The 13,778-nt window shown below is 56.2% G+C and carries 12 protein-coding genes; 5 read left to right on the top strand and 7 right to left on the bottom strand.

Annotated features, from left to right (window positions below):
- The first annotated feature begins 422 nt into the window (after nucleotides 1–422).
- The 3 genes from acs (at nucleotide 423) to actP (ending at nucleotide 4,472) form a co-directional block, all read left to right on the top strand.
- A complete protein-coding gene (gene acs / locus F3J31_RS20920) occupies nucleotides 423–2,381 on the top strand; it encodes an acetate--CoA ligase (RefSeq protein ID WP_045909182.1) in 1,959 nt (652 codons plus the stop codon).
- A gap of 130 nt (nucleotides 2,382–2,511) precedes the next feature.
- Nucleotides 2,512–2,826: a DUF485 domain-containing protein gene (locus F3J31_RS20915; protein ID WP_008503396.1), complete on the top strand. Its 315-nt coding sequence runs from the start codon at nucleotides 2,512–2,514 to the stop codon at nucleotides 2,824–2,826.
- Complete coding sequence (actP, locus tag F3J31_RS20910; RefSeq protein WP_045909181.1) at nucleotides 2,823–4,472, top strand: cation/acetate symporter ActP; 1,650 nt, start codon at nucleotides 2,823–2,825, stop codon at nucleotides 4,470–4,472. Before F3J31_RS20915 ends, actP begins: the two co-directional genes overlap by 4 nt.
- 32 nt (nucleotides 4,473–4,504) lie before the next feature.
- Here the strand turns inward: actP and F3J31_RS20905 are convergent, their stop codons facing one another.
- Both F3J31_RS20905 and F3J31_RS20900 read right to left on the bottom strand, forming a co-directional pair.
- A complete protein-coding gene (locus tag F3J31_RS20905; protein ID WP_045909180.1) occupies nucleotides 4,505–5,194 on the bottom strand; it encodes an LrgB family protein in 690 nt (229 codons plus the stop codon).
- Nucleotides 5,187–5,597: a CidA/LrgA family protein gene (locus F3J31_RS20900; RefSeq protein WP_021242769.1), complete on the bottom strand. Its 411-nt coding sequence runs from the start codon at nucleotides 5,595–5,597 to the stop codon at nucleotides 5,187–5,189. Before F3J31_RS20900 ends, F3J31_RS20905 begins: the two co-directional genes overlap by 8 nt.
- Nucleotides 5,598–5,699: 102 nt before the next feature.
- Between F3J31_RS20900 and F3J31_RS20895 the strand changes: the two genes are divergently transcribed.
- Nucleotides 5,700–6,587, top strand: coding sequence for a LysR family transcriptional regulator (locus tag F3J31_RS20895; protein ID WP_024906729.1), 888 nt, complete (start codon nucleotides 5,700–5,702; stop codon nucleotides 6,585–6,587).
- Nucleotides 6,588–6,668: 81 nt separating this feature from the next.
- Here F3J31_RS20895 and F3J31_RS20890 read toward each other — a convergent pair whose 3' ends face one another.
- The 4 genes from F3J31_RS20890 to soxR all read right to left on the bottom strand — a co-directional run bounded on the left by F3J31_RS20890 (nucleotide 6,669) and on the right by soxR (nucleotide 11,604).
- A complete protein-coding gene (locus tag F3J31_RS20890) occupies nucleotides 6,669–8,315 on the bottom strand; it encodes a Na+/H+ antiporter (protein WP_008503391.1) in 1,647 nt (548 codons plus the stop codon).
- Between the two features lie 150 nt (nucleotides 8,316–8,465).
- A complete protein-coding gene (ghxP, locus tag F3J31_RS20885) occupies nucleotides 8,466–9,815 on the bottom strand; it encodes a guanine/hypoxanthine transporter GhxP (protein WP_008503390.1) in 1,350 nt (449 codons plus the stop codon).
- A 294-nt stretch (nucleotides 9,816–10,109) separates the two neighbouring features.
- Nucleotides 10,110–10,781 (bottom strand): glutathione S-transferase, encoded by a 672-nt coding sequence (locus F3J31_RS20880; RefSeq protein WP_167215085.1) that lies wholly within the window; start codon nucleotides 10,779–10,781, stop codon nucleotides 10,110–10,112.
- A 364-nt stretch (nucleotides 10,782–11,145) separates the two neighbouring features.
- Nucleotides 11,146–11,604, bottom strand: a complete 459-nt coding sequence (gene soxR, locus F3J31_RS20875; protein WP_008503388.1) for a redox-sensitive transcriptional activator SoxR — start codon at nucleotides 11,602–11,604, stop codon at nucleotides 11,146–11,148.
- 98 nt (nucleotides 11,605–11,702) lie between these two features.
- On the opposite strand from soxR, the gene soxS reads away from it, so the two are divergent.
- Nucleotides 11,703–12,029, top strand: a complete 327-nt coding sequence (gene soxS / locus F3J31_RS20870) for a superoxide response transcriptional regulator SoxS (protein ID WP_008503387.1) — start codon at nucleotides 11,703–11,705, stop codon at nucleotides 12,027–12,029.
- Nucleotides 12,030–12,035: 6 nt separating this feature from the next.
- On the opposite strand, the gene F3J31_RS20865 is transcribed toward soxS, so the two are convergent.
- The gene (locus F3J31_RS20865; RefSeq protein ID WP_048030238.1) at nucleotides 12,036–13,601 is read right to left on the bottom strand and encodes an EAL domain-containing protein; all 1,566 of its coding nucleotides are present in this window, start codon (nucleotides 13,599–13,601) and stop codon (nucleotides 12,036–12,038) included.
- Nucleotides 13,602–13,778: the final 177 nt, after the last annotated feature.

Raw genomic sequence — 13,778 nt, 5'->3', positions numbered from 1 at the left:
GAAACTGACTTCCTCAATGAAGCGCCTTATTCACTCAAACTGCATGAATAGGGGGACATACTGATAGGGTATGAATTGTGTTGCGTCGATTTATGGGATTTTTTAACGCGGCGTATGAGTATCATTTGCGCGGCCTGTTGCGCAAGCCTTAAAGAACGACGCATTTCACTCGTAAAAGCGTCCGTGACGGGAGTTTCTCCTGTTTCTAATAAATAACCTTTTGTTATAAAAACGCTTTTTTAAACATAAATGTGAATAATCGTCAGCATAAATTATTTTCCTTCAAAGTTTCATTCGCTCATTTTTCAACCTGTTCAAACAATGCGTGATCTGTAGCCCAAATAATAAACAAAGCTTGTAAAGCCCCTACTATTAACGTTTTTGCGACATATTATTAACATCTTACAAGGAGAAAAAAAGCCATGAGCCAAATACACAAACATGACATTCCCGCAAACATTGCGGACCGTTGCCTGATCAACCCGGAGCAGTACCACGAGAAATATCAGCAATCTATCACCGCCCCGGACACCTTCTGGGGTGAGCAGGGTCATATCCTGGACTGGATCAAACCTTATCAGAAGGTGAAGAACACCTCCTTTGCGCCCGGTAACGTCTCCATTAAATGGTATGAAGATGGCACGCTGAACCTGGCGGCGAACTGCCTTGACCGTCACCTTGCCGCGCGCGGGAACGAGACGGCGATTATCTGGGAAGGCGATGATGCCTCGCAGAGCAAACACATTACTTATAAAGAACTGCACCGCGACGTGTGCCGCTTTGCCAACGTCCTGCTGGAAAAAGGCATTAAAAAAGGCGACGTGGTCGCAATCTATATGCCGATGGTGCCGGAAGCGGCGGTGGCCATGCTGGCCTGCGCGCGTATCGGCGCCATTCACTCGGTTATCTTTGGTGGGTTCTCGCCAGAGGCGGTTGCGGGTCGTATTGTCGATTCAAGCTCAAAACTGGTGATCACCGCCGATGAAGGCGTGCGTGCAGGACGCGGTATCCCACTCAAGAAAAACGTCGACGAAGCGCTGAAAAACCCGAACGTCAAAACGGTCAGCAACGTCATCGTCCTTAAGCGTACCGGCGGCAAAATCGACTGGCACGAGGGGCGCGACCTGTGGTGGAGCGACCTGATTGAAAAAGCGAGCGACCAGCATCAGCCTGAAGAGATGAATGCGGAAGATCCGCTCTTCATTCTTTACACCTCTGGCTCAACCGGCAAACCGAAAGGCGTGCTGCACACCACCGGCGGCTATCTGGTCTACGCGGCCACCACCTTTAAATACGTCTTCGACTACCACCCGGGCGACATCTACTGGTGTACCGCCGACGTGGGCTGGGTCACCGGGCACAGCTACCTGCTGTACGGCCCGCTGGCCTGTGGCGCAACAACGCTGATGTTTGAAGGCGTACCCAACTGGCCGACCCCGGCGCGTATGTGCCAGGTGGTCGACAAGCATCAGGTCAATATTCTTTACACCGCGCCTACGGCGATCCGCGCCTTAATGGCGGAAGGCGATAAAGCCATCGAAGGCACCGACCGCTCTTCATTGCGCATCCTTGGTTCCGTGGGCGAGCCGATTAACCCGGAAGCCTGGGAGTGGTACTGGAAGAAAATCGGCAACGAGAAATGCCCGGTCATGGATACCTGGTGGCAGACCGAAACCGGCGGTTTCATGATCACCCCGATGCCGGGCGCCACGCAGCTGAAAGCAGGCTCGGCAACCCGTCCGTTCTTCGGCGTGCAGCCTGCGCTGGTGGATAACGAAGGCAACCCACTGGAAGGCGCCACCGAAGGCAACCTGGTGATCACGGACTCGTGGCCGGGTCAGGCGCGTACCCTGTTCGGCGATCACGATCGCTTCGAGCAGACCTACTTCTCGACCTTTAAAAACATGTACTTCAGCGGCGACGGCGCCCGCCGTGATGAAGACGGTTATTACTGGATCACCGGACGCGTGGACGACGTGCTGAACGTCTCCGGCCACCGTCTGGGCACCGCGGAGATTGAATCGGCGCTGGTGTCGCATCCGAAGATTGCCGAAGCGGCCGTTGTCGGTATTCCGCACAACATTAAAGGCCAGGCGATTTACGCCTATGTCACTCTGAACCACGGGGAAGAGCCGTCGCCAGAGCTTTATACAGAAGTGCGCAACTGGGTGCGTAAAGAGATTGGCCCGCTGGCCACGCCGGACGTGCTGCACTGGACCGACTCGCTGCCGAAAACCCGCTCCGGCAAAATTATGCGTCGTATCTTGCGCAAAATCGCGGCAGGGGACACCAGCAACCTCGGTGATACCTCAACGCTCGCGGATCCTGGCGTGGTGGAAAAACTGCTCGAAGAGAAGCAGGCCATCGCAATGCCATCGTAATCTTTTCTCCCTCTCCCCGTGGGAGAGGGCCGGGGTGAGGGCATCAGACCGCACCTTCCTCCCCTCATCCTCACCCTCTCCCCATAGGGGAGAGGGGATAAAAACAAACCTTACCTTTGGAGACTCTGTGATGAATGACCATATTTGTCAGCAGATAGAGAATAGTGCGCACTACAGGGAGCTCGTCGATAAGCGGCAACGGTTTGCCTTCACCCTTTCCATCATCATGCTGATTATCTATGTCGGCTTTATTCTGCTGATCGCCTTTGCGCCGCACTGGCTGGGCACCCCGTTACACGAGGGGACCAGCGTGACGCGCGGTATTCCCATTGGCATTGGCGTGATCGTGATTTCATTTGTGCTCACCGGCGTCTACGTCTGGCGCGCGAACGGTGAATTCGATCGTCTTAATAAAGCGGTACTGCAAGAGGTAAAAGCATCATGAAGCGAGTCCTGACGGCGCTAGCCGCCACACTTCCCTTTGCCGCCCACGCGGCGGATGCCATTACCGGCGAGGTACAGCGCCAGCCAACCAACTGGCAGGCGATTATCATGTTCCTGATTTTCGTGGTGCTGACGCTGTACATTACGTACTGGGCGTCGAAACGCGTGCGCTCCCGTAACGACTACTACACCGCAGGCGGCAACATTACCGGCTTCCAGAACGGCCTGGCGATTGCGGGTGACTTTATGTCCGCCGCCTCGTTCCTCGGGATCTCCGCGCTGGTCTACACCTCCGGCTATGACGGCCTGATTTACTCCCTCGGCTTCCTCGTCGGCTGGCCGATCATTCTGTTCCTGATTGCCGAGCGCCTGCGCAACCTGGGCCGCTATACCTTCGCCGACGTGGCCTCGTATCGCCTGAAGCAGGGGCCGATTCGCACCCTCTCCGCTTGCGGTTCGCTGGTGGTGGTGGCGCTGTATCTGATCGCACAGATGGTGGGCGCGGGTAAATTGATCGAACTGCTGTTCGGCCTGAACTACCACATCGCGGTGGTACTGGTGGGCGTGCTGATGGTGATGTACGTCCTGTTCGGCGGCATGCTGGCCACCACCTGGGTGCAAATCATCAAAGCGGTATTGCTGCTGTTCGGCGCCAGCTTTATGGCCTTTATGGTGATGAAGCACGTCGGGTTCAGCTTCAATAACCTGTTTACCGAAGCCATGGCGGTCCACCCGAAAGGGGAAGCCATTATGAGCCCGGGCGGGCTGGTAAAAGACCCGATTTCTGCCCTGTCGCTCGGTCTGGGCCTGATGTTTGGTACCGCAGGTCTACCGCACATTCTGATGCGCTTCTTCACCGTGAGCGATGCGCGTGAAGCGCGCAAGAGCGTCTTCTACGCTACCGGCTTCATGGGCTACTTCTATATCCTGACCTTTATCATCGGCTTTGGCGCGATCATGCTGGTGGGTGCAAACCCGGCGTTTAAAGATGCCGCGGGCGCGCTGATTGGCGGCAATAACATGGCGGCGGTGCATCTGGCCGACGCGGTGGGCGGCAACCTGTTCCTCGGCTTTATCTCTGCCGTGGCCTTCGCCACCATTCTTGCGGTGGTTGCGGGTTTAACGCTGGCCGGGGCGTCGGCGGTTTCGCATGACCTCTACGCCAACGTCTTCCGCAAAGGCGCGAGCGAGCGCGATGAGCTGAAGGTCTCCAAAATCACCGTGCTGGTGCTGGGCGTTGTGGCGATCCTGCTGGGCATCCTGTTCGAGAAGCAAAACATCGCCTTTATGGTGGGGCTGGCCTTCTCCATCGCGGCAAGCTGTAACTTCCCGATCATCCTGCTCTCCATGTACTGGTCGAAACTGACCACCCGTGGCGCGATGATTGGCGGCTGGCTGGGGCTGCTGACGGCGGTGATCCTGATGATTCTGGGCCCGACGATCTGGGTGCAGATTCTCGGTCACGCCAGCGCCATCTTCCCGTATGAATACCCGGCGCTGTTCTCCATTGCTGTGGCGTTTATCGGTATCTGGGTCTTCTCGGCCACCGACAATTCGCCGGAGGGTAACCTGGAGCGCGAGAAATTCCGCGCCCAGTTTATTCGTTCACAAACCGGTCTTGGCGTTGAGCAGGGCCGCGCGCACTAAACCTTACTCCCCGGCCATTCTGGCCGGGGAGCTTAAAACATCACCCACGCCACCAGCGGTGCAACCAGCACCATCACCACGCCCGACAGCATCATCACCAGGCTCGCGACAACGCCCTCCTGCTGGCCCAGCTCATAGGAACGTGCCGTGCCCGCGCCGTGCGACGCCGCGCCAAATCCCGCGCCTTTGGCCATTCCTTCCCGAATAGAAAGCCGCAGAAAGAGCATATCGCCCACCGCCATCCCAAAGACACCCGTCACCACCACAAACAGCGCCACCAGGTCCGGCTGTCCGCCGAGGGGTTTAGCCGCCGCCAGCGCAAACGGCGTGGTCACCGAGCGCACGGCCAGGCTGCGCTGAATTTCATCGGGCAGCGTAAACAGTCTCGCCAGCCAGACGGAGCTACAGACCGCGACCACCGTGGCGGTGATCACGCCTGCGCTGAGCGACATCCAGTGGCGCCTGATAATCGCCAGGTTGTCATAAACGGGTACGGCAAAGGCGATGGTCGCCGGGCCGAGCAGCCACAGCAGCCAGTGGGATTCACCAATGTAGTTCTGCCAGGAGATATGGCCGAAGACCAGCATCAGCACCAGCAGGATCGGCGTGAAGACCAGCGGCATCAGCGGCAGCGCATGAAACCGGCGATACAGCCGCTTGTTGGCGAAGTAGATCCCGAGCGTCGCGATCAGGCACAAGACGCTGATCTGAAAGTTAGTCATGTTTGTGCCTGCTGATTTCAAACCGGTAGACTTTATCCACGACCCAGGCGGTCGCCCCCAGCACCATCAACGTACTCAGCGCGATCACCGCAAAGATTCGCCAGCCGTCCACCATCAGCAGTTGCGCATAGTTCACCACCGCCACCACGGCAGGGACAAAGAACAGCAGCATCTCCGCCAGCAGCCAGCGCGCCCCGGCGCGCACCCAGTTAAGGGGGATCACGCGACAGAGGATAAGCGTCAGCATCAACAGCATCCCCACCAGGTTGGCAGGCAGCGGTAGGTGGAGCCAGCCGACAAGATATTCGGCGAAAACAAACAGTCCCGCGTAGAGCAGTACCTGAACCGGGACCTGGAGTCGTTGTACAACGGCAGGCGTAACACGGCTTAACGCCACGGCCATGGGGGTTTTCCTCAAAAATGAGACGAGGCGCCAGTATAGTGAGCGCACGGTGTGGACTGAAATGAATTAAAATCATCAAAGGTATAGTTTCGAGGAATAATCATGGACATAAGAACGCTGCGCTATTTTGTCGAAGTGGTTCGTCAGCAAAGTTTTACCCGCGCAGCGGAGAAGTTGTTTGTTACCCAGCCCACCATCAGCAAGATGCTGAAAAACCTCGAAGATGAACTGAACTGTACCCTGCTGATCCGCGACGGGCGCAAGCTGCTGCTGACCGACACCGGACGCGTGGTGTTCGAACGCGGGCTGGCGATTCTGGCGGAGTTCCGCCAGCTGGAAGCAGAGCTGGACGATATTAATCATCTGACCAAAGGGGTGCTTCGCCTCGGCATTCCCCCGATGGTCGGCATGATGATGGCCGGACCGATTAGCCTGTTTCGCCAGCGTTATCCCGGCGTAGAGCTGAAGATTTCGGAGTTTGGTGGGTTAACCGTCCAACAAGCGGTCACTAACGGCGAGCTCGACGTGGCAATGACCGCCCTCCCCGTTGAGGAAGAGAGCGGCCTGGCGACGCTTCCGCTCTTTAGCCACCCGCTGTGCGTGCTGGTGCCCCGCTCCGGCGACTGGCTAAAGAGGGAGTCGGTGAAGCCTGAACTGCTCGGCGAGCACCCTCTGCTGATCTACAACGAAGACTTCGCCCTCAGCCGCCAGCTGATGACGCTGTTTAACCAGCATAACGTCAAGCCGCGCATTGCGGTACGCAGCGGACAATGGGATTTCCTGGCCGCGATGGTGCAGGCGGGCGTGGGGATTGCCATTCTGCCGCAGCCGATTTGCGAGCGTCTGGATAAAAACACGCTGCGCTGGATCCCGCTGGAGAGCGATCTGCACTGGCAGTTAGGGATGATCTGGCGTGAAGGGGTCTATTTGTCGCAGAGCGCGCAGGCGTGGCTGCAGTGTTGTGAGGGGTTTTGGGTACGGTCTGAATAGTGCCCGGTGGCGCTGCGCTTACCGGGCCTACGTTCGAACCGTAGGCCGGGTAAGGCGAAGCCGCCACCCGGCAAAACAGCGCTACTGATTCTCTATCAACAGCGCTTCCAGCAGGTCCAGATCGTGCAGCAGCTTTTGCAGCGTCTCGTTGCTGATCTGGCGCGTGGCGCGCAGGTGGTACAGTTCGGCACGCTCTGAGCGCAGCGCTGCCAGACGGAACCGGCGTTCCAGGTTCTCCTCCTGCAGCGAGCTTTCCACATCGTTACGCCCGTCCGCGCGGCGGCGAAGGTTACCAATTACGCGGGAACTCACCTCCGTCAGCAGCTGATTATCGATGTTCTCTTCCGCATCCGCGGCCAGGCGCTCTTCCATTTTCTGGATGGCGACAATCGCCACTTCGGCGGTCGCTGCACGCGCAATACGCTCTTCCTTGTGCTGCTGGGTCGAATCACCGACATCAATATGCTGGAGTAAAATCGGCAGCATAATCACGCCGACAAACAGTGAGAACAGAATGACGCCCGCCGCCAGGAACACCAGCTCGTAACGCGCCGGGAAGACGTCGCCCGTCGGCAGCAGCAGCGGAATGGAGAGGACACCGGCAAGGGTGATCGCCCCGCGTACGCCCGCAAAAGAGGCAATCAGCAGTTCACGCGTTGTCCACGAACCAAACTCCATCGGCTTTTTCTTCAGGAAGCGGACGCTGAAGTTTTTCATCGTCCACAGCCAGCCGAAACGCACCAGCATCAGCGCCAGGTAGATCAGCACGATGTCGGTAAACAGCATCCAGACTTCAACGTTCGGATCGGCTTCGGCCGCCACCAACGAGGATTCCATAATGCCCGGCAGCTGCAGGCCCAACAGCAGGAACACCATGCCGTTAAAGACAAACTCCAGCATGGCCCAGGTGCTGTTTGCACGCAGACGCATGGCAAGCGGCGCGCGGCGCATCACGCCGGAGCGGGTAATGGTCATCCCTGCCGCCACTGCCGCCAGAATGCCCGACACGCCGATATGTTCGGCAATCAGATAAGAGGCGAACGGCAGCAGGAACAGCAGTACGATCTGCGTAGCGGGTTCATCGCCGCCCCAGCGGCTGAGGAAGCGCAGCGAGCGGCCATACAGCCAGCTCACCACGAAGCCCGCGAGAATACCGCCAATCGCCACCTTGAAGAACTCCAGCGTCGCGCCGCCGACGGTAAAGACCATAGTGCCCATCGCAACGGCCACGGCAAACTTCAGGGCAACCAGGCCGGAGGCGTCGTTCATCAGCGCCTCCCCCTGTAAAATCCCCATAATTTTCTTCGGAATACGACCTTCACCCACAATGCCGGACAGCGCCACGGCATCGGTTGGCGACAGTACGGCGGCCAGCGCAAAAGCCGGTATTAACGGAATGCCCGGTACCGTCCAGTAGATCAGAAAACCAATCCCGACGACGGTGACCACCACCAGCGCCAGCGCCAGGCCGAAGATCTCTCGCCCGTGCTCAAGGAATTCGCGCGTGGGCGTTTTCCAGCCATCCGCAAACAGCAGTGGCGGAATGAACAGCACGAGGAACAGTTCTGGGTCAAATTCCACGTGCAGGCCAAACGTCGGCCACGCCAGCAGCGCGCCGATGGCAATTTGCATTAATGGCAGGGGGACCTGAAAGGGCAGTACGCGTGTAACCACCCCGGATAGCGAGACCACAAGGGTCATGATGAGTATTGTGAAGAAGATTTCCATGCGTTCCCTGTTTGCTGTGTTGCTTATGTACTCCGGAAGGCGTCGTGCCTTTTATTCTATCTTCCCCAGAGTAACGCAAAAGGCAACAGGATGAGTCCTGAAAATAAAAACGGGCGGCCTGAGCCACCCGTTTTCGCATCAAAGGCCAATTTAGATTGCCCAGCCGCCCGCGTAAAACGCCACCAGCGCAACGGCAATCACAACGGTGCCAACGTTCAGCTTGCGCCACTCCCCTGAGACCAGACGACCAATCACCAGCGACGCGAAACCGATCATAATGCCGGTCACGATGTTACAGGTCAGCACGATAAAGACCGCGGTAATCAGGCCAGACATCGCGTCCACGAAATCCGCAAAGTCGATTTTCGCCACGTTGCTCAGCATCAGCAGGCCAACGTACATCAGCGCTGGTGCGGTCGCGTACGCCGGAACCAGGTAGGAGAGCGGAGAGAGGAACAGGATCAGCATGAACAGCACGCCCACGGTGATCGCCGTCAGGCCGGTTTTACCGCCTGCCGCCGTACCCGCTGCAGACTCGATGTACACCGCCGCAGGCGCTGCGCCCACCAGGCCTGAGAAGACGCTGCTCAGGGAGTCCGTCGTCAGCGCTTTGCCACCGTCAATAATCTGACCGTCTTTATCCAGCAGGTTCGCCTGACCGGCCACCGCACGAATGGTCCCGGTCGCGTCAAACACCGCGGTCATTACCAGCGCCAGCACGCTTGGCAGGATGACCGGGTTCAGCGCGCCAACGATATCCAGGCTGCCAATCAGAGAGTTGCCTTTGTCATCGCTCAGCGACGGCATGGCGAAAATGCCGGAGAAATGGACGTTCGGATCGAAAATCAGGCCGACAATGGAAACGCCGATAATGGTCAGCAGGATGCCGCCCGGGACTTTCAGTTTTTCCAGACCGATAATCACCGCCAGGCCGATCAGCGACATGATCACCGGGAAGCTGGCGAAATGGCCGAGCGCCACCGGCAGACCGTCCAGCGGGTTCTTGATGACCAGACCGACGCCGTTGGCGGCGATCAGCAGCAGGAACAGGCCGATGCCGATGCCGGTACCGTGCGCCACGCCCTGCGGCAGGTTGCGCAAGATCCAGCTACGGATGCCGGTCGCTGAAATAACGGTAAACAGCACACCCATCAGGAACACGGCGCCCAGCGCAACCGGTACGCTGATGTGCTGGCCCAGCACCAGGCTGAACGCGGTAAACGCGGTCAGGGAGATGGCGCAACCAATCGCCAGCGGCAGGTTCGCCCACAGGCCCATCACGATAGAGCCCACGCCGGCCACAAGGCAGGTCGCTACAAAGACAGCTGCTGGCGGGAAGCCCGCTTTCCCCAGCATGCCCGGCACAACGATGACGGAATAAACCATCGCCAGAAACGTTGTCAAACCGGCAACGATTTCCTGGCGCACGGTGCTGCCGCGGGCCGAAATTTTAAACATGGCGTCAAGTGAACCGCCAGTACGCGCAGATGGCGTAGACATAGAAAACATCCCCTGAGAGTTTTTTAGGAAGTCCGTAAGCGAGGTGGAGACGCCACTGCCAGCTAAACGTCAAATCCTTGTGTTGCGTTTGCGACGAAAGGGCGTCACAGAAAAAGCAAACGTTTAGCTCCGCGCTTACAAACGGGTGGTCAAATTAAGGCAAACGATTATCTAGCCTAATCCCCGCCCTTTTCAACTGAACTTTATCGTTTTTCGCTAAAATTCACTTATGACGCTGAAGAAATAAACAGAGGATGCGCAAACGTTATCGTCTATGCGCAATTTGTTTACATTTCAATCCTCCCCTGGGATGGATAACAGCCCCCCTTGTGCCAGGGTTCGTTGCCAGCCAGGGCTGTTTTCAACCTTCGTTTTCCATGCCTGACTATGCGGCAGGTTATTAATACCGCCGCGCGCCAGCAGGGCAAAGATCGGGAAACTCATCTGGATGTCGGCCATGCTGAGCGAATCCCCGGCAAACCAGCTGTTTTTAGCAAGGTGCGACTCAATAAAGCGTGCATGGGTTTCCAGCTGGCGGTTGAGATACGCTTTCTGCACCCCCTGCCCCAGCGCTTTCCCCAGGGTTCGGATACCAAACGGCACGGGCGGCTTGCCGAGGCTGTTGAAGACCAGCTTCATTAACAATAGAGGCATCAGCGATCCTTCCGCGTAGTGCAGCCAGAAGCGGTACTGCACCTTATGCGCCGGATCTAAAGGCTTAAGCCGCGACTCAGCATCGTACGTCTCCTGCAGATACTCCAGAATGGCGCCTGACTCTGCGAGGATCAGTCCGTTATCTTCGATAACCGGTGATTTGCCCAACGGATGCACCTTTTTGAGCGCCTCAGGTGCCAGCATGTTCTTTTCGCGCTGATAGTGAACGATCTCATAAGGCAGACCGAGTTCTTCCAGCGCCCAGATTACGCGGTGCGAGCGCGACTGGTTTAGGTGGTGTACCGTGAGCATGGCTTTCTCCTGTTATTCATACTTTTTAACTATAGAAAATTGAACAACACCGCGAAAAAAATTCGGCTAAAAACCGGTCAGCGTCGCTGGCGAAAAAACGGGCCTTGCATAGAATTAAAGTGTCAGCACAATCCGGAACCTCCCCAACCAGCTCGACACGAGGGGTGCTGATGTCGGGGGAAACCCTCCCGTGAACCAGCGGGATAGAGAGAAAGACAAAGACCGGGAAAAACTAAAGCGCCCTTTGTGGCGCTTTAGTTCTTTATGTATGTGGGGTTTTGCCGGGTGGCGGCTACGCCTTACCCGGCCTACATTTGACGGTTTGGTAGGCCGGGTAAGCGAAGCGCCACCCGGCAAACCGATCTCAATCCTCTTCCAGCAACCGCGCTCCCGTCCCCTGCTCGCCCAGTTTGTCGCCGGGGTTACGCAGCGGGCAGTCGCTGCGCGACAGGCAGCCGCAGCCAATACAGCCATCCAGTTCGTCACGCAGCGCGACCAGCGTATGAATACGCCTGTCCAGCTCTTCACGCCACTGGGACGACAGCTCTTTCCACTCTTTCGGGCTCAGCGTGTGCCCTTCCGGCAGCACGCCAAATGCCTCGCCGATCGTGGCCAGGGGAATTCCGATTCGTTGCGCAATTTTGATAATCGCCACGTAGCGGAGCACGTCGCGGGTATAGCGACGCTGGTTGCCCCCGTTGCGGATGCTCTTGATTAACCCTTTGCTTTCATAGAAGTGGAGCGCCGATACCGCCACGCCGCTTCGCTTTGCCACTTCGCCGGGGGTTAACAGCGCTTTAATGCGCGGCAATCTCTTTTCCATAAAACCTCTTTACCTCAAGTTAACTTGAGGAATTATACTCCCCCGCAGAGAAAACGACGAATTAACCGAGATAGTTGTATCTACAGAGGGGCAACCTTATGTCGCATCAGCAGATTATTCAGACGCTTATTGAATGGATTGATGACCATATCGACCAACCGTTGAACATTGATGTGGTCGCGAAAAAGTCGGGCTATTCGAAATGGTATTTACAGAGAATGTTCCGTACGGTCATGCATCAAACGCTGGGTGAGTACATTCGTCAGCGCAGACTGCTGCTGGCGGCGCAGGCGCTACGCTCAACGCAGCGGCCGATTTTTGATATCGCGATGGATCTTGGCTATGTGTCGCAACAAACCTTTTCCCGCGTGTTTCGCCGCGAGTTTGACCGCACGCCGAGCGACTATCGCCACCAGTTGAATTAATCACGCTCAGTGCAAAGGTTGCTGCTGCCAGGTCATAAATTCCTGGGGCGGCATCGCTTTCGCGAAGTGCCATCCCTGACAAAACTGGACGCCGCGCTTCAACAGCCAGCTCACCTGCTCTGCCGTCTCAACCCCTTCCGCAATGGTTTTCAGTCGCAGGCTTTGCGCCATCTCGATAATATGCTCGGCGATCAGGTGGCTGGTGCTGTTGGTCGTTAAGGTATCGATAAACGATTTGTCGATTTTCAGAATATCGACGTTCAGCGAGTACAGATTGTGCAGGTTCGAGTAGCCGGTACCGAAATCATCGATCGCCACTTCATACCCCGCCTGACGAAAAGCCTGAATCACCGGCGTGGTTTTAGGCACGTCGATAAAACCGCGTTCCGTCACTTCAATTTTGATTTGCTGCGCGCGGACGGCATAGTGGCGGGCCTTCTCAGAAATCATGGCGATCAGCCGCGAGGAGTGGAAATCCGTCGCCGACAGGTTAATCGAAATATAGAGATGCGGATGCTCAGCCAGGAAATGGCCCAAATCACTGAACACTTCCTCAACGACATAATCCGTAATCCGCTCGCTCATCCCCTCATTTTCAGCCAGCGGAATAAACTCAGCCGGGCTCATCACCTGCCCGTTAAAACCAGGCCAGCGTAATAACGCCTCCGCGCCCACACACCGGTTGTTCTTGATATCAATAATCGGCTGATAGTGCACGCAAAGCTGGCGTTTGTTCAGCGCCCTGTGCAGTAAACGCCCCGGCGAATTGAGCTCTCGATGGGTGCGGGACCAGACCAGCAAAATAATAATGCTGCAAATCATTCCCAGCGGCAGCGTTAATGTCGCCTGATGGTAAAGCGTTTCATAAAAGCGTTTATTCGATGTCGACACGATGGCCGCAATCGGTCTTTTGGGGGATGTGACGATCGTATAAAAGCGGTTATCTTTTTGAAATACCGATTCCTTATCCCGAATCATCGAATTTAATAAAGAAACATTGGCTTTCTGACTGACGGAAAAGAAAGCATTGGTTACCGTGTCGTATACCCCCCACGAGAGAGAATGATCCGCAGACATGACTTCGCTGTATGAAAGTGGATTAACGACCACCACATAATTTCCACGCTGCATATATGTCATTTTATAACCAGTATAAAATGGGGTGTCGCGATAATAATAGATAGCGACGTCAGGTTTACGCGTGTAATTAGCGACGGGAATAGCGTAGGGACGATCCGGTGTAAAAACGGTCGAACAAAGAAAATTCTGACCTTCAGCATAAATTAAATCGGCAACAAACAGGCGGCCACGAACAACGTTCAACATATATTGACGGTGTCCCGGGGTGCAAAGCTCGCCCCGATATTTTTCCGCCTCGTCCCGGGCCAGATCAACCTGCTGTATAACCAGCTCTGTTTTGTCTAAAGCTAGTTCAGCAAATGTCCGTAGCTGGGCGCTTGTTTCAGACACGGCTCTTAGCTGGGCAAACCATAGCGCAAGCATCACCGGCAGCATAACTACCATGATGATCCCTACCACCCTGAGCATCTTGCGCTGCGCGCTACGATTCATTTCCCGCCCTATATCCCTGCATGTTGTACGCCTGTAGTAATGAAGGCCGGATGCTGTGTTAAACAGGTGATTACGTTGCATGAATCATGCGAAGTTAGCAACTGACTTTTCGTATTAAAAATCTTAAATTTCGTTATGACGATAATATTTTCCCGTAAGTGAAACTGTAAGTATTCG

Source organism: Enterobacter sp. Acro-832 (assembly GCF_011752745.1).
In the GTDB taxonomy this organism is placed as follows: Bacteria; Pseudomonadota; Gammaproteobacteria; order Enterobacterales; family Enterobacteriaceae; genus Enterobacter; species Enterobacter quasiroggenkampii.
Note: the sequence above shows the minus strand (reverse complement) of the source record. Positions and strands in the feature narration are given on the sequence as shown.